Below are 15,818 nucleotides of genomic sequence, written 5' to 3'. Positions count from 1 at the left end.
GCCTAGCCTTAACCCCAGACATAAACTTCAACTTAAACCAATCACCAAATTGTTTTTCGTTAAGACACAAAAAAGGCGAACCTAGAGGCCCGCCTTCGAAACAATGATCGAAAATCAACGTAACAAGATTAATTCAATATTGGTGACAACAACTCAGGGCTTACGACTATATTTCTCACACCGTGGGCGTGATCTTCGTTAAAGTCATTGCCTTCACACCAGCTACCTACTGTCGCGATATTTACTTTCGCGACTTGTGGACGAACGCTCCATGTTACTTGGAAGGGCGAACCTTGTTCATTATAACCAGGGCCTGTTGTAGAACCTGCGTATTGAATCGCTGAGCCAGTATCTTGTGGAATGTTGGTTGCTTGGTGCAAACCATCCACTTTAGAGTGTTTCGCCAATGCTTCGAAATCGAGTGCTTTGTCGTCATTCACTAATACGTAAACTTGGGTTTCTACACGCAGTTGCGGGTTGGTAATTGCATCGTTAAAACAAGCGCCCAGTGTTTCACCCGGTTCAACTTGTGCTGTCGAGTACACATAATGCACTTCGATGGTGTCACCTGAATGCAAAGAGCCATGAGCGCTCGGACAAACCTTGCCCTCAAATGGTTTCAGCTCAGCTGAACTCAACTTGCCTGTGTATTTAAATCCACTCTGGAATCCCTTACCATCACCGTTGCCAGCGTATTGAGTAAACTCACCGCCTTTATGCTCAGCGTTCTTATGGAAGTGAATATTACATAAGTTCATTGCTGTTGAATCAGGGGCATCCGAAAACAGTCTGGTATTTGTTCCTTCTAATGAACCCAAATCTCGTGGGGCTTGCGGGCCAAAACCTTGCCCTTGGGTGTTTTCAGAAAGCTTAGCTCTTTGTTCTGCGATAACACCATCTGAGACAGACTCATGGTTCACATCAGATGCATTTGCTTGAGCAGATAACATCACCATCGCGACGCTTAAAAACACACTCTTGTTGTTCATATTTCTTCCCTAGAATATTGATACCTAAACCGAACCTAACAGCAAACATCTTACTATGCTCACAAGTGAATATAAGGGTTGTCTTTGTAAGATTAGATTTCATTGCTTACTTTGGGATGAGTATTAGAACCCTAGATGTATAGAACAAGTCAAACACAGTAAATACGGCGACTCCCTTCCAGAACGAGTAATTTCCTACTTTGTTGACTGTCCCCTGACTGAGCGGCTTGATAAGCGATCAATGCATATAAAATGCAACGACGACAAGGTTTGTAAGATCAAAAAGACGAACCACTTGGCTCGCCTTCACGTCTCATTCTATCTATTAGGTTAGTGTTCTTGGTTAACGGTTTAACCATTACCAGTGGCAAATATCCCAAACGTCATGACGTTCAATGCGTCTGTCACGCCTTCTAGAGATTTAATCACTTTCTTAGTCGGCTCATTGTTAAGTAATAGGTAACTTCCAAGCCCTTTTTCATTATCGGTCTCGACTTGATCTTCGGTCGCTTGTTTAACGGTTACTTGAGATGTGCTTTCTTGCGTAGCATTAGCTTGAGGAGCTCCAACTGATTCAGCTTGCGTCTTGCCGCTTATATTTGAGTCTTTAACTAAATCCGCATTTATCTCATCAGTAGACTCAGCAATGACATTTAGATCCGTATCTTCTTCGACAGTGTTCGACAAAGTGTTTTCGTTGGTCAGTGTCTTCTCTTCGATTTGCTCATTACTCGTTGTGGAGCAAGCGGTTAAAAAAAACAGGCTAACGATGAATGTGAGTAAGTGTCTCACCATAATGATAAACATAACCTCAATAAAGCATTGTTCGATTGTATTTTGTTTGGCTGACGACATCCAGTGATAAGCGGAGTAAACACAAAAAGTCGCGTTCTTGAAGAGTAAACAAAAGCGTACAGGTTTAGTGCCTAAGACTAATAATTCGAGAGCTCAATCAGGTTGCCATCAGGATCACGAATATAAACAGAGACAATTTTCCCTATTGCACCTGTTCGTGGTACGGGCCCTTCTTCTATCGCGACTCCTTGCGATTTGATATGTTCGACAACTTGAGCCATTGGTGTATTGGTAACAAAGCAGAGGTCTGCACTACCGACCTGCACACGCCTTGCCTTCGGCTCGAACTCGCTACCGCTGAGGTGTAAATTGATCTTCTGCGTCCCAAATGACAACGCCAACCTGCCCTCGCCAAATTCGATAGGCTTCATTCCAAGTACCCGTTGGTAAAAATCGACCGTAACTTGTAAATCTTTCACGGTTAATACCAAATGATCTAAATGACTGATTTCCGTCATTACTTGCCTGTAATTGAGAGTGATAAGGGCTTATTGGCGGTGACTAGGCACAGTTAGGTGAACAATGTCATTCGACAACCCACATAACTCATAACAGAAATGTAGGTTGGAATTACTGAACTTAGCCTTCGCGCTTACTGAGCGTGTAGGAAACTACACTATCATCACCAATCTTGAACACCCAAACATTCTCGCCATCCACAAACTGAAATTGATTGGCTGATTCAGTCGGTTTTAACTTCCCAATAAATTCAGACAATGCTGGCTCGTTGATAACGAAGCTTCCTTCTGAAGTATTCGCATCCAAATCATTTTTCACTTCAATCTTCACGGTAGATTTAGGCAGAATGTCGGGTAACCATCCCCTGTCAAACAATCGCTCTTGTTTGGCTTGCGCATAAGTCGAGTACTCATCGCTGACCACATCTGAACAGCCAGACATTGAAACCAAAGCCGAAAATAAGACAGAGAGTAAAACGTTAATTTTCATTTAATTACCATAACTTGAAAGCTGGAGTGTGAAATCATGCGTTGCCATACAACCTCATTTCCATTCACAAAATCCATTTTATAAATCAACCGTAATCATCATTCAAATTAATTGACTTTATTTACATACAGCCAGTGCTAGATAATATTCAGACCAAAGACGCCTTTTACATCGAACAGTACCTTTTGCGTCCTTTCCCTAGAGACTTCGCTACCATTTCGCAAAATATCGATGAGCTGCGCTTTATCATCCAGTAACTCAGCTCTTCTTTCACGAATAGGACGAAGCATCTCTTGCAGGCACTCTTCCAACACTTTCTTAGTTTGTCCATCGCCTAGCCCACCTCTTTGGTAATGCTCTTTTAGTTGACTGACATAGTTAGCGTCTGTGTGAAAAGCATCAAGATAAGTGAACACGATATTGCCTTCTACCTTGCCTGGCTCTTCAATTCGTAGATGATTTGGATCGGTATACATGGATTTGACTGCAGCTCTGATCTCTTTCTCTGTTGCACCCAAATTAATGGCGTTGCCCATCGATTTAGACATCTTACTTTTACCATCAGTACTAGGCAGACGAGATGCATTACTGAGAAGCGGCCTGCATTCATTCAAGATTGGTTTGCCAGCGAGCGAATTCACTTTCCTTACTATCTCATTGGTTTGTTCTAACATCGGCAGTTGATCATCGCCAACAGGCACTAAAGTCGCGTTAAAAGCAGTAATGTCTGCCGCCTGTGAGATGGGATAAGTGAGGAAGCCTGCTGGAATTGAACGTCCAAACTCTTTGTTCTGAATTTCGCTTTTGACTGTTGGATTCCGTTCTAAGCGAGCGATAGAAACAAGATTGCTGTAGAACATGGTGAGCTCAGCTAACACCGGCAGCTGTGATTGCAGACAAATCGTGGTCTTGGTCGGGTCGATACCCACCGCAAGATAGTCAGCGACTACATTGAGAATGTTGGAAGAAACCTTCGAAGGATTATGGGCGTTGTCGGTAAGCCCTTGCATGTCAGCGACCAATATCGTTTGGTCGTGAATATGCTGCAAAGAGACTCTTTGTTTAAGTGAACCGACGTAATGACCCAAATGTAAAGGCCCAGTTGCTCTATCGCCAGTCAGAATAATTTCAGGCTTGTTGGTATTGTTCTTACTGCCAATATTATTGCTGTCGGTATGGCTGTTTGAGTTGGTATTCATGGTGTATCTCCAAGTTAAAAAGGCTACTGGAGATAAAAAGAGGCGACATTTTTGATGACATTCTTAGCTACCGTCCAGCAGCTAAAGAATGTAAGTATTCCGTGCTGCTCTATTGAGAGCACCACCAAAAGAAAATTGAAGTTGAAGTTGAAGTTGAAGCAGAATTAAATTTCATGGTTAAAACCTATCAACAATACAGACGAGCGACAACTGTTATTTACGCGCACCAAGAAAATAGGTCTTAAGATTAACAGGTTATAGGCTTAATCTTTACTGGAACACAGTTCAGTGATTCGGTCACACATGGCTTGGTTAACTGTGAAGTGGGTGTTGAGGAACGCTAGTTGGGCAAGTGCCGATTCAGCCGTGCGCTCGTAACCTTGGGTAAAGGTTGGTAGCAATTGAGCAAACTTAGGAAAGCGTGCTTCTAGCCTTCTATCCGACATAAATTCATCAACGAATTCAGGCTCAGAATGCTCAGTTTGATCCACAAGATCGATCAAACGATCAAGAGCGTAAGATTGAACAAAGCGAGAGCCAGAAAGCTTCTCGCCGCGATTATATCGGCTCATGCCCACATAAAGATTGGTCAGTGCTTCACCGATGATCCATTCTTGAGAGTTTGCGTGTGCCTCGCCTTTTGCTGGTGGAACACAACACTGAGTATCAAATTCAGGTTGCTGCCAAACAATGCGCCCTTTAGCAAATGGGATATGCGCTAACTCGTGGGATTCAAACACCGCAAATTCGCAAAAGATTCCGTCAGCGTACAGGACTTTATAGCCATCGACGGTATTTCTCACCGCGTAGTCGATTGGGTGAATGTCTGAGAGCCAATGCAAGCTGTCTAAGAAATACTGCTTATGCCCCGTTTGTACTATCGCGAAAAAATCGACATCTGAATACTGATCAAGTCGTTCTGTTTCAATACCTACCGAGCCCAATCCCAGTAAAGCATGAGCCTTACCCGATGCTTCCAAAGACTCCCCAATCGCATCTAAACGCTGTAGTAATTTTTCTGGTGTGTTTATATGTCTTGTCTGTATCACTTTGTCCGTCTGCATTGCTCAATCCCTATCAAGTTGAATGCCACTCAACCTAACTGATAGTTAGAACATCTAAGAAGCCTAATTTATAAAATATGTGTTTGAGATAACGATCTGCGTAACTTATTGCTTCGTTTCAACTCATCAATCATCCGTCTTTCTATCCAATTTACACCGATGACTTAGCTAAATAAGCTGCCATTTCTTGCTCTGGCACCATGCCTCCGCCAGTCGCCCACACAAGATGCGTTGCATTCGCTAGCGTCGATTCATCAATTTGTAGACGAGCAAGGTATTCGCTATTTCGCTCAACATGAACCGCACCTGGCATGCCTGCGAGTGCTGAAGGTTCAAGTTGAATACCCTCTGCTTGGTTCAGTTCGCCTAGCAATTGATACATGCGTTCATCGGTTAATGTGTAATAACCATCAAGCAAGCGCTCCATCGCGCGACCCACGAAACCTGAAGCCCGACCCACCGCCAAACCGTCTGCGGCGGTGAGGTTATCGATACCCAGATCTTGCACCGCAATCTCATCATGCAAACCGGTATGAACACCGAGCAACATACAAGGCGAATGGGTTGGCTCAGCAAAAATACAGTGTACATGGTCACCAAAAGCCATCTTCATGCCAAATGCCACACCACCGGGGCCGCCACCGACTCCACATGGCAAGTAAACGAACAGTGGATGGTCTTCATCGACCAGAATCTGCTGCTGTTCAAACTGTTGCTTTAGTCTTTGCCCCGCCACCGAGTAGCCAAGGAACAGGGTTTGTGAGTTTTCATCATCAATGAAAAAACATCGAGGATCTTGTGCGGCTTCTTTGCGTCCTTGTTCTACTGCAACGCCATAATCTTGCTGATATTCGACCACATTGACACCATGCTCACGCAGTTTGTTTTTCTTCCACGCTCTCGCATCAGCAGACATGTGAACCGACACTGTAAAGCCTAACTTGGCACTCATTATGCCAATCGACATGCCTAAGTTACCCGTAGACCCTACCGCAATACTGTATTGTTTAAAGAAGTCACGAAATTCAGGTTCGAGTAACTTACTGTAGTCATCGCTCTCACACAGTAACCCAGCTTCAATGGCAAGCTTCTCGGCATGCGTTAGTACTTCATAGATACCACCGCGCGCTTTGATTGAACCTGAAATCGGTAAATGGCTGTCTTTCTTCATCATCAAACGCCCTTTTATTGGCTGCTGATAATGAGCTTCTAATGCTAACTTCATTGCAGGGATATCGATAAGCTCAGATTCGATGATGCCATTGGTGACTTGTGTTTCAGGGAATGCCTTCGCCAGATAAGAGGCAAACCTTTGTAATCGCAGGCTTGCATCTTGAATGTCCTCTTCGCTTAACCCCACATAAGGTAAACCCTGTTCTAACGTCGTGATGTTTGGGTTAAACCAACTCACTTCTTCTAACGCTATAAGTTGTTTTAACAACGGGAAATCGTTGGTGAGCTTCTCTATATTTAATTCACTTTTTGGGTTCAAATCAGTCATGGGTGACCTTCTCTGGTATAGCGCCATCATCTCTGGTACACAGCAATCTGCGCTCTTACAAACATTTGGTTTTGAGCTTATTAAAACGGTATTTATTTAATTATTCAATGACCTGTAATTAACTAGGCTTACTTTGCTCGATACGTCTTACGACTTAATTGCTGACCACTGTCTTGATGTACTCACTAGGCGATAAACCAAATTTTCCTTTAAAGCGCTGACTAAAACGTCCTTCCGATTGGTAACCGCAAGACTGGGCCAACATCGCCACATTCTGCTGTCCGTTTTGCATCAGATAAAGTGCGTGACTCAACCGAACTTCAGCCAACACCTCACGATATTGCATACCTTCCAGTTTGAGCTTTCGGATAAGCGTGGCGCGACTCATCGCAAAGCGCTCTGCTACCGACTCTAACGGATGTTTCTCGTCCGGTGAATGCGAAAGGTAGTGGCTAAGTTTCTGGCTAAACGAAACGTTTGAGCTAATAAACAATCGATGCAACACGCCCTTCTCGGCTAATTGCTGATACAAACCCTGCAACCAAAATTGTTGGGTTTGTTCACTCATGCTCTGACGATCAAACGAAAACAACGCATTGAGAGAATCTTGCAAACCTCGATCTGCCTCCACGGTGGGTAAATCCAGTTCAATTGCTCGATCCTCACTCAGATCGAGCATTGCTTGCGTCGGTTGGAAATGAAAACTGAATACACGCGAAAGGAAACGCCCTTTGTGGGGCATGTTCTCAAAACTCAATGACGCTGATGCCTCACACAACAGCAGCTCAGAATGTGAGAGTTCTGCCGCTGAGTCTTTCCAAAACAGGCGCTTACTGCCTGTAATGATCTGAATAATACTAGGGGATAGAATCCTCACATTACGCAGTTTTTGTAACTGCTCTGCACGAAAGATCGTCACTTGATATTGATTCATCTCATCCCCTTATTTGCTTATTTGCTTATTATGTACGTGTATAAGCTTTTAACGTACATAAGCTATTAGCGTGTATAAGTTGCCGTCAGTTTCGCTTTGTCTAAAGCCATGCTGTTCAACGTGAATCCAACCACTGCCGACGGCGTGTTTTCGTCTAGGTTAAGTTTGTCCGTTGGTAATGCCCAAACCGTGAATTGATAACGGTGCATACCATCTTTTTCTGGAGGACAAGCGCCACCGAAACCTACCGTTCCATAATCGATTCGGCCTTCTTTGCCACCCACTTTAGAGATATCGACACCGCGAGGTAGGTCGCTCACTGTTGCTGGAATATCAAACGCGACCCAGTGCCAGAAACCACTTTCAGTCGGAGCGTCTGGATCATAAGCCGTGACTGCAAAGCTTTTGGTTCCTGCTGGAGCATCTTTCCACATCAATTGTGGTGATAGGTTACCGCCGTCACAACCCCAACTTGAGTATTCAAAGGTCTTCGCCATTGGGTGACCTTCTTGAATATCGTTGCTGATTAATTCGAACGCTTGAGCAGAGCCTGCCGCCAAAATACTAATTGCTAATACTGATTTGATGATGAGTTTCATGATAGTTCCTCTTATTAGGTATGAGTCCAGTATAGTTCCCTCCACACGCCCAGTAATGACAATAAGTACACAATTATCTAATTTAACCCAAACAAATGATACTTACTGTATTTTTACTTTATTATTTAAAAGCATGACCCACTCGACAATTTGTTGTTAAAAGAACACTTGTTGACATTCAGGTTACAAATCGCATCCAAAACTCTTTAGACTCTCCCCACGACTTTTAACGAGAATGATTGGATGCGCAGGTTTACCTTAGCCCTTGGCTTGATCTTTTGGCTCCCAACTCTAGCCAATGCCCAAAGTTTGCAAGACAAGTGGCAAACCCTGTATCAACTGAGCTGGCAATCATCCCCAATCCTAGTCTCTCAACAAGAGTTGGCTCAGTATCCGAAAGTTCTGCTTCATGAACGTAGCCGCTATCCTGATTTCAACCAATTCAGTTGGGACGACATCGCAGCGTTAGCGTCAATACAAGATCACTGCCGAGCGATTGAAAGCAATAACCCTTCATTAGATGATGCCATCGAGTTTGAGCTCGCTTTGTGTCAGCAACAAGCATTGGATTCCATTTGGTTTGCAGCACACTCCAAACGACACCCTGCAGGTGGCAGTTTTGCTGATCGTTATTTAGCCGCTTACCCAGATGTGACCGAGCAGATACGCCCATTTTTGAGTCTTACCAACCCGCAGCACCCTTTATATAACCAGCTAGAAAACCTAAGTGCACAAGGCAGAGAAGCACTGCTCAGTGGATACCGAGCTTGGCAACAGGACGATGTGCTTTGGTTAAGTGGCGAACAAGGCTGGAAAGCCATTCCCTTAAATGTTTGGCAACCTATTGCAGAGCGGCAAGAGGTGTCTTTGACGGGTGAAACCTGCACTTTTCGTTACAGCAACGTGTGCTTAAGCGAGCCTAGCAATGACAATCTGATCATGAAAACGTTGATCTTTACATTGCTGTTAACGTTGATTTCCGGCCTAGGTAGAGTCTTATACCTAAGAACAAAACAACGAAAAGAGAGGCAGTTCATTTTACAGCTTCTTACTCATGAACTGCGCACGCCAATTACTAGCCTAGGTCTAACCGTCGAAATGTTCAGAAACCGCTACGACGATTTTCCCGATGAGATCCAAGGGGCAGTTTGGCGTTTAATTTCAGACTATCAAAGGCTTTCTCAGCTCACCGAAAACAGCAAAGTGTATCTAAGTTCGGATCAGTCGGAGCCTTTGTTGAAGCAAAACGCATCATTGGAAGAGTGGCTCGACCATGTCTGCGAAAAGCACAATATTGCTTATCAATGTGAAGCAAGAGATGTTGAACTTAACCTGCCTTATTACTGGCTGACCATCTGTCTTGATAACTTAATCAAGAATGCTAAGCAGCATGGACAAGGTAAGGTTTTAGTTAAGATCTCCCTTTCAGATAAACTGAGAATAGAAGTACAAGATGAGGGTCACTTCCCCTCTTTGATACAACGACTTATTTCAAGAACAACACGGTGCGCCAATCACAAACAAGATAATATGGGCATTGGCCTGACTATTGTCGAACACTTGATGAAACAAGCGAATGGCCGTCTCATCATTCTCCGTAATCCAACTCGATGTATTTTGGAAATCGCTTATGAACACCCTACTGCTGATTGAAGACGACCAACTGCTTGGGCAAGGCCTCGTCAGCTTCTTTGAGTCCAATGGTTATCAATGCCTTTGGGTGCAAGATGCTCAGAGTGCCGGTAAGCTGTGGTTACGAGCCGATCTCGTGGTGCTTGATCGACAACTTGAAGACGGCGACAGCTTGCGACACTTGCCTAATTGGTTACTGATCAAAGCGCTACCTGTGATAGTGTTGACCGCCAAAGTTGAAGTTCAACAACGTGTTGAAGGTTTAATGGCAGGTGCCAAGGATTACGTGACTAAGCCATTTTCGAATGATGAATTGCTTGCTAGAGTCATTACGCAGCTTCGGCCGTTAGGTGTTAGCCATTTAGATTACGCAAATATCCAAATCAACTTGTCGGAACGGATCGCTTATCTGGATGAAAGCCCAATCACGTTGAAACCTAAAGAGTTTCAGCTATTAGTTTTGTTTGTTCAAAACCAAGGGCGCGTGTTCCACCGAGATGAGTTATTGAATAAAATCTGGGGTTATCAAGCCTTCCCAAGCACAAGAACCGTTGATAACCACATACTGCGTTTACGTCAAAAGCTACCAACGCTGAAACTAGAAACGCATCGTGGGGTTGGTTATCGTTTGGTTGGGGAATCACAATGAAAGTAAGCTTATTAACAACACTGTTCTGCACATTACCCTTTACAATGCCCTTTGCGTGTAATGCGGCTTGGTTTACAGACACGCCATTGCAACACACCTATCAATCACTGCTCGATGATCAACCGCAAGTGGCATGGCAAGAACTGCAAATCGCGCTTGATCAGGCAGAGCTTAATAGCCAACTTTGGCTACCCGTTAAACAAGAGATCCTGAGTCGGACTCAATGTGGAAGCACTCTTGAACAAAGTGCTACACCCAACAACCACATTCAAGTTAGCTTTATCAAGCGCCACGGTCTTTCATCACAAGGCTATCAGATCAAAGTGTCTGCGGAGCAACTCAACGAAGTGTTAGAAGATCAAACACAACGTATTTCTCTGGTCTCGCCTGATGGAAAAGTGGTTATCGAAGGACAACTCAATTCTGATGTCGAATATCAAGAGATTGAAACCAGTGAGATGCTCATCAAACCGGAATCGGGTGTTTATCAGTTAACGATAGGTTCGAACAACTACCCTATTATTGTTGCTTTAGACGACAACAAGCGATGGCTAACACTCGAAAGCAAACTCAACGACCCTCACATTGTGGTAACACCGCCTGAGATAATCGACAGCTGCCCAGACGCCAATGTCAGTTGGCAGTGGTTTGACGAAAACTACGATATGCTAGGTTTCAAGGTGCCAATCAAAACAACGCAAGCATCTCTTCCTACAGAAAGCCCAACCGGATCTGAAGCTAAACACTTGAGTGCATCGGTTGAAATGTTTGAATACCAAGGTGCGATTGAAATCCAATATGTACAGCGTGTCGCGATGCCTTTCTAAGTTAAGCTCGCTATACAATGGCATTAAACACCGAAGGGAAAAAATAGAGACATATAGGTGACAAAATACCAACGCGATTTGGGTGTAATGACCGTACTTACCCTTTACGGAATCTAGATATGGTCAACGTTCGTCATCAACTTAATTTTACGTCTTTTGCTATTGCAGCTCTATTCACGACTTGTGCGCTCTCGGCAAACGCACAAGATAATCAAGTCACTCTTATCAGCAATAGCCACACCAACAACATTAACGCCAGCAATATAGTGTCGATTTCAACAAAAACATTAGCGATAGATTGGAATGGCTTAAGTGTGAATAGCGCTGCTTTGACCGTTGATCGTCAACCTCAAAAAGTTACTCACCTAGTCATAGACTCAAAAACCAAGGCATCTTGGACACTCATGCCGAGTGGAATCAATGTTGAAGCTGAGTTGAAGGAACATAATCTTCTTGTCCAATTCACCTTACCTGAAAACACACAAGTAAAACGAAACCAACCCATTGAACTCGTTTGGTTTGACCTAGCAGAACAACAAACTCAGACTCTATTTCTGCCCTTTAGTGAGGGTATGCGCGTTCCTACCAACAATAAGCAGTGGGCCAATTACCTAGTCGACAACCATTCTGGAAGCAACACCACTCAAGACTTAAAAATGCCTTTTTGGACGGTACAACAGAACGATCAATTCATCAGTTATCAGATGATTACCCCAACCAACAACCAATTGTTCTTTTCTGATGTATCGTCGGATACGTCCTCTGATGAGAAGACCAAGATTGATATGAGCGCTTCACACCAATTTACAACGCTGAATCAATCACGGCCTTTTACGGTTCGGATAACACTTGGAGACTCTTGGTTAGATGGTGCTAAACAATACCGTGATTGGCGTATTGAGAATGGTCTCTCTGAATCGTTTGTCGAAAAGCAAAAGCGTAACCCAGATGTAAATAAGCTAATCGGCGCAAGCCACGTCTACTTGTTTGGTAAAGATGCTTTAAGTATCCAAGATGTGAGAGACTGGTGGGGATTAAAAGCCTGGTATCTCGAAGACTCTCAATTAAACATTTCAAGTGAAGCGAAGCGTGAGTTATCCCCTCTGTCTAAAGGCAAAGATTGGTTTAGCCAGTATCACAAACAACTGTTGTTGGACTCTATTAACCAGTCATTACAAAGCTTGTATCCTGTTGCAACGCCAACACTGCCTGATAACACCATAAAAGCTCAACACACCGCTGCTCAGAGCAAGAAAAGCTGGTTGATTAAGCATGCCTCTTCTTATCTCAATGCACCGGATACTTGGGGACAAGCCTTGTCATCAGGCATGGTCAACAATCTAAACAAAGCGGGCTTGAATAAGCTTTGGTTAGGTTTTGATAACTGGATGCCAGCATTCTATCAACCGAATGCAGTAGAACTGGCTAAGCAATCTGGTTATCTGGTTGGAACCTATGACTCCTACAACACAGCCATCCCTGCGAAGCTCAATGACAACTGGCTAACCGCCCAATTACCAAAACCGATGCGTGAAAGTTGTGCGATTGAAATGGCGGATGGCAGCCTAAAAAAAGGGTTTCGAGGAAACGGTTTTTACTTGAACCCGAATTGCCATTTGGATTATGTAAAACAGCGCGCCGTAGACATCATGCGTTTTGGTCACTTCAATAGCCTGTTCCTAGATGTTGATGCGACTGCGATGGCGCGTGAGGACTACAGCGATAATAGCAGTGAGACGGATATGCTTTCTGCCTTCAATAACCGAATGCAGTGGTTAAGCGATCAACCCGATTTGGTGCTTGGTTCTGAAGATGGTAATAGCCTGACGACAAAAGGCATCGCTTTTGCACACGGCTTAGAAACGGTCGGCTTTGGTTGGTCAGACAAAGAGATGAAAGAAGACCTACAATCACCTTATTACTTGGGTCGTTGGTATCCAGACCATAAACCTGACTTTTTCTTCAAGTCAGCTAAGGTCAAAGAACCCTACAAGTCATTGCTGTTTTCGCCTCAATATCGAATTCCGCTTTACCAAGCCGTTTTCCATGATGAAGTAATCAATACGCACCATTGGCACTCAGACAGCCTTAAGTTCACTAATGTACAAGCAGAAAGAGACTTAACCGCCATGTTGTACAACACACCACCGATGGTTCACTTGACCAGAGATGAAGCTTTATCAAGTTCAAGTCCAAGGATCAAAGCACTCAAACACTATCAAGATGGCTTTGAACCGATGCACGAACAGTTATGGGATAAACAGTTAGTCGATTTCGACTGGTTAGACAAAAGCGGCGAAGTTCAACAAACCGAGTTCAGTGACGGGAGTAAGATCATTGCCAACTTCTCTAACAAGGCATTTCGTTACAACGGTATCGATATTGCTGCCCTATCGGTCAAAGCTATATTGGCGAATGGGCAAGTCGTCGACTGGCAGCACAATCATAGTTAGCTTCGATACGGTTTAGACAAAAACGAATAATAGGAAGCTTAAGCACTTATTTAACCGCTAATGTTCAGCCCGTTACTTGTGCTTCCTATTTTGAAAAGCAGTCAGTAGATAGTCGATAAAGACCTTCTTACGTTTCGGCATCAACTGTCTGTCTGCATACACTAGGCTTACTGAAACTTCTGGCATCTCATATTCAGGTAACAAGCGAATCAGCTTACCTGTCTTGAAGTGTTCCCGACAAATGAATTCAGGAAGCACCGCCAAGCCGAGCCCATCCACACACGCTGTTAGACATGCCGTGATGGTATTCACCCGCAACTGACACGGTAGATCGATCAAAATCGACTCACCGCCTTCTAATTGCAAATGCCACTTAGGTAGACGTGCCGCCTTGTTCACGACCTCAATCATCCTAAATGGAGGCTTAAGGTCATCGGGTGAAGAGATTTCACCGAACTGTTCTAAATACTCAGGGCTGGCTACCAATACACGCTTCGATGTTGTGAGGTAACGAGAAACCAAGCTCGAGTCCACTAGCTCACCAATTTGTGCGTAAAGATCGATCCCCTCCGCAATGATGTCGACTTCTCGATTCGACAGTTCTAAGTTCAAAGTCACGTTTGGGTGCTCTTTTAGGAAACTGTGGATGTATGTGGCTAATACTTGATGCCCCAATTCGACAGGCAACACAACATTCAACTGCCCTCGGATCAAATCCTGATTGGCAGAAACCTCTAACTCAGCTTGGTTCATGATCTCTTGCATCTGCATGCTCGACTGATAAAAGCGCTCACCCTCTGGCGTTAAAACTAAACTTCGTGTCGAACGAGTGATCAACCTCACACCTAGGTGCTGTTCCAGCTCGTCTAGCTTTCGGCTGACGGTCGACTTGGTCATGTTCAATGCTTCAGCTGCGTGCGTGAAACTCCCACAATCAACAACTTGTGTAAAAACAGTCACAGCATTTAAGTCCATCGTACTTCTCCCAAAGCCCTATTAGTAAGATTCATGCAACAGTGTTTCCCTTTTTTCCTATCTTATCAATCAATCGAATTCATTTACAATTCGTTACATCTAAATAAAAACAAAATGAGAAATAAAAAATGACAGAGAACAACAACGCTTCGCAATCAGTAAGCACAAAAAAACGTAAAAAAGCCCCGCTTATTGCTACTGCGATCATGCTGTCATTAGGCTTAGCTGGCGCTGGATATTGGTATGGCTATGGCCAGTACTTCGAGTCAACCGACAATGCCTACCTACAAGGCGACATCACTAATATAAGCCCGAAGGTGTCGGGTTATATTGTTAAGTCTTACGTGAGTGATAACCAATCGGTTAAACAAGGTGACTTGTTGGTTCAAATTGATGATCGTGATTACCAATCTGCACTTGCTCAGGCGAATGCGCATTTAAGCGTCGTTCAATCAAGCGTACACAACCTTATCGCTCAACAAACGTTACAACGTAGCCAAATAAATCAAGCTGAGAGCCGTGTTGATTCCGCACAAGCTGAATACGAGCGTGCAATCCAACAAGTCGTGCGTTCTCGTAGCTTATTAAAGCGTAACTATGCTTCGCAAGATGAAGTCGACAGCATGGTCGCACAACAAAAAGTCACCCAAGCAGAACTTGAAGAAGCAAAAGCAAACCTTGTCGCAAGTAATGATCAACTAATCGTGATTGCGAGTGAAATCGAACAAGCAAACGCATCCGTGACTGAAGCTCAAGCACAAAGAGATCAAGCACAACTTAACCTTGATTACACCAAGGTCTACGCGCCAGCGGATGGCGTGATTGGTAAACGTAGCGTCCGTGAAGGCTTGCTGATTCAAGCAGGCGCGCCATTGATGAGTTTGGTACCAAACAACCAAGTGTGGATTGAAGCTAACTTCAAAGAAACTCAATTAAGCGGTATTCATAAAGGCCAAACCGTAGAAGTCGAACTGGATGCCTTTCCGGGTCAACCACTTGAAGGCGTGGTAGACAGCTTCTCCCCTGCGACTGGCGCTAAGTTTGCGCTCCTACCACCAGAAAACGCGACCGGTAACTTCACTAAAATCGTTCAGCGTGTACCGGTGAAAATTACGATTCCAGATCAGCAAGAGTTGAAAGGTCGACTGCTCCCTGGTTTGTCTGTGGTAGCGACCATCGATAAACGAGGCTAG

At 44.1% G+C, this 15,818-nt stretch carries 15 protein-coding genes; 5 read left to right on the top strand and 10 right to left on the bottom strand.

Annotation, left to right across the window (positions count from 1 at the left end; genetic code table 11):
- Positions 1 to 128: 128 nt before the first annotated feature.
- The 9 genes from MED222_RS21235 to MED222_RS21200 all read right to left on the bottom strand — a co-directional run bounded on the left by MED222_RS21235 (position 129) and on the right by MED222_RS21200 (position 8,089).
- Positions 129 to 989, bottom strand: coding sequence for a delta-class carbonic anhydrase (locus MED222_RS21235; protein ID WP_032555023.1), 861 nt, complete (start codon positions 987 to 989; stop codon positions 129 to 131).
- Positions 990 to 1,340: 351 nt separating this feature from the next.
- Positions 1,341 to 1,784, bottom strand: a complete 444-nt coding sequence (locus MED222_RS19855) for a hypothetical protein (RefSeq protein WP_032555129.1) — start codon at positions 1,782 to 1,784, stop codon at positions 1,341 to 1,343.
- Positions 1,785 to 1,921: 137 nt separating this feature from the next.
- Positions 1,922 to 2,302, bottom strand: coding sequence for a VOC family protein (locus MED222_RS21230; protein ID WP_032555022.1), 381 nt, complete (start codon positions 2,300 to 2,302; stop codon positions 1,922 to 1,924).
- 121 nt (positions 2,303 to 2,423) lie between these two features.
- Entirely contained in the window at positions 2,424 to 2,792 is a 369-nt protein-coding gene (locus tag MED222_RS21225) for a hypothetical protein (RefSeq protein ID WP_032555021.1), read from the bottom strand.
- Between the two features lie 137 nt (positions 2,793 to 2,929).
- Positions 2,930 to 3,991, bottom strand: a complete 1,062-nt coding sequence (gene trpS, locus MED222_RS21220; protein WP_050395109.1) for a tryptophan--tRNA ligase — start codon at positions 3,989 to 3,991, stop codon at positions 2,930 to 2,932.
- 263 nt (positions 3,992 to 4,254) lie between these two features.
- Positions 4,255 to 5,055, bottom strand: coding sequence for a hypothetical protein (locus tag MED222_RS21215; RefSeq protein WP_032555020.1), 801 nt, complete (start codon positions 5,053 to 5,055; stop codon positions 4,255 to 4,257).
- 151 nt (positions 5,056 to 5,206) lie between these two features.
- A complete protein-coding gene (locus MED222_RS21210) occupies positions 5,207 to 6,586 on the bottom strand; it encodes a D-serine ammonia-lyase (RefSeq protein ID WP_050395107.1) in 1,380 nt (459 codons plus the stop codon).
- 124 nt (positions 6,587 to 6,710) lie between these two features.
- Positions 6,711 to 7,490 (bottom strand): helix-turn-helix transcriptional regulator, encoded by a 780-nt coding sequence (locus tag MED222_RS21205; protein ID WP_009845017.1) that lies wholly within the window; start codon positions 7,488 to 7,490, stop codon positions 6,711 to 6,713.
- 65 nt (positions 7,491 to 7,555) lie between these two features.
- Complete coding sequence (locus tag MED222_RS21200; RefSeq protein WP_029225307.1) at positions 7,556 to 8,089, bottom strand: YbhB/YbcL family Raf kinase inhibitor-like protein; 534 nt, start codon at positions 8,087 to 8,089, stop codon at positions 7,556 to 7,558.
- Between the two features lie 243 nt (positions 8,090 to 8,332).
- On the opposite strand from MED222_RS21200, the gene MED222_RS19860 reads away from it, so the two are divergent.
- The 4 genes from MED222_RS19860 (at position 8,333) to MED222_RS19870 (ending at position 13,650) form a co-directional block, all read left to right on the top strand.
- Positions 8,333 to 9,742: an ATP-binding protein gene (locus MED222_RS19860; RefSeq protein ID WP_032555017.1), complete on the top strand. Its 1,410-nt coding sequence runs from the start codon at positions 8,333 to 8,335 to the stop codon at positions 9,740 to 9,742.
- Entirely contained in the window at positions 9,720 to 10,370 is a 651-nt protein-coding gene (locus MED222_RS21195) for a response regulator transcription factor (RefSeq protein ID WP_032555016.1), read from the top strand. The genes MED222_RS19860 and MED222_RS21195 overlap by 23 nt, the downstream gene beginning before the upstream one ends.
- On the top strand, positions 10,367 to 11,197 hold the full coding sequence (locus MED222_RS19865; RefSeq protein ID WP_032555015.1) for a DUF2861 family protein: 831 nt from the start codon (positions 10,367 to 10,369) through the stop codon (positions 11,195 to 11,197). Before MED222_RS21195 ends, MED222_RS19865 begins: the two co-directional genes overlap by 4 nt.
- 119 nt (positions 11,198 to 11,316) lie before the next feature.
- On the top strand, positions 11,317 to 13,650 hold the full coding sequence (locus tag MED222_RS19870; RefSeq protein WP_032555014.1) for a glycoside hydrolase: 2,334 nt from the start codon (positions 11,317 to 11,319) through the stop codon (positions 13,648 to 13,650).
- A 72-nt stretch (positions 13,651 to 13,722) separates the two neighbouring features.
- On the opposite strand, the gene MED222_RS21190 is transcribed toward MED222_RS19870, so the two are convergent.
- The gene (locus MED222_RS21190) at positions 13,723 to 14,625 is read right to left on the bottom strand and encodes a LysR family transcriptional regulator (RefSeq protein ID WP_017097897.1); all 903 of its coding nucleotides are present in this window, start codon (positions 14,623 to 14,625) and stop codon (positions 13,723 to 13,725) included.
- 128 nt (positions 14,626 to 14,753) lie between these two features.
- Here MED222_RS21190 and MED222_RS19875 point away from each other — a divergent pair, with 128 nt between their 5' ends.
- Entirely contained in the window at positions 14,754 to 15,818 is a 1,065-nt protein-coding gene (locus tag MED222_RS19875; RefSeq protein ID WP_009844998.1) for an HlyD family secretion protein, read from the top strand.

This window comes from Vibrio sp. MED222 (assembly GCF_000153005.1).
Lineage (GTDB): Bacteria > Pseudomonadota > Gammaproteobacteria > Enterobacterales > Vibrionaceae > Vibrio > Vibrio tasmaniensis_A.
This window is presented reverse-complemented; position numbering and strand designations above follow the sequence as displayed.

Coding starts and splice junctions, on each gene's coding strand:
- MED222_RS21230 (WP_032555022.1), bottom strand. CDS start 2,302: ATGACGGAAATCAGTCATTTAGATCATTTGGTATTAACCGTGAAAGAT.
- trpS (WP_050395109.1), bottom strand. CDS start 3,991: ATGAATACCAACTCAAACAGCCATACCGACAGCAATAATATTGGCAGT.
- MED222_RS19875 (WP_009844998.1), top strand. CDS start 14,754: ATGACAGAGAACAACAACGCTTCGCAATCAGTAAGCACAAAAAAACGT.
- MED222_RS21215 (WP_032555020.1), bottom strand. CDS start 5,055: ATGCAGACGGACAAAGTGATACAGACAAGACATATAAACACACCAGAA.
- MED222_RS19855 (WP_032555129.1), bottom strand. CDS start 1,784: ATGGTGAGACACTTACTCACATTCATCGTTAGCCTGTTTTTTTTAACC.
- MED222_RS19870 (WP_032555014.1), top strand. CDS start 11,317: ATGGTCAACGTTCGTCATCAACTTAATTTTACGTCTTTTGCTATTGCA.
- MED222_RS19860 (WP_032555017.1), top strand. CDS start 8,333: ATGCGCAGGTTTACCTTAGCCCTTGGCTTGATCTTTTGGCTCCCAACT.
- MED222_RS21210 (WP_050395107.1), bottom strand. CDS start 6,586: ATGATGGCGCTATACCAGAGAAGGTCACCCATGACTGATTTGAACCCA.
- MED222_RS21225 (WP_032555021.1), bottom strand. CDS start 2,792: ATGAAAATTAACGTTTTACTCTCTGTCTTATTTTCGGCTTTGGTTTCA.
- MED222_RS21190 (WP_017097897.1), bottom strand. CDS start 14,625: ATGGACTTAAATGCTGTGACTGTTTTTACACAAGTTGTTGATTGTGGG.
- MED222_RS19865 (WP_032555015.1), top strand. CDS start 10,367: ATGAAAGTAAGCTTATTAACAACACTGTTCTGCACATTACCCTTTACA.
- MED222_RS21195 (WP_032555016.1), top strand. CDS start 9,720: ATGAACACCCTACTGCTGATTGAAGACGACCAACTGCTTGGGCAAGGC.
- MED222_RS21235 (WP_032555023.1), bottom strand. CDS start 989: ATGAACAACAAGAGTGTGTTTTTAAGCGTCGCGATGGTGATGTTATCT.
- MED222_RS21205 (WP_009845017.1), bottom strand. CDS start 7,490: ATGAATCAATATCAAGTGACGATCTTTCGTGCAGAGCAGTTACAAAAA.
- MED222_RS21200 (WP_029225307.1), bottom strand. CDS start 8,089: ATGAAACTCATCATCAAATCAGTATTAGCAATTAGTATTTTGGCGGCA.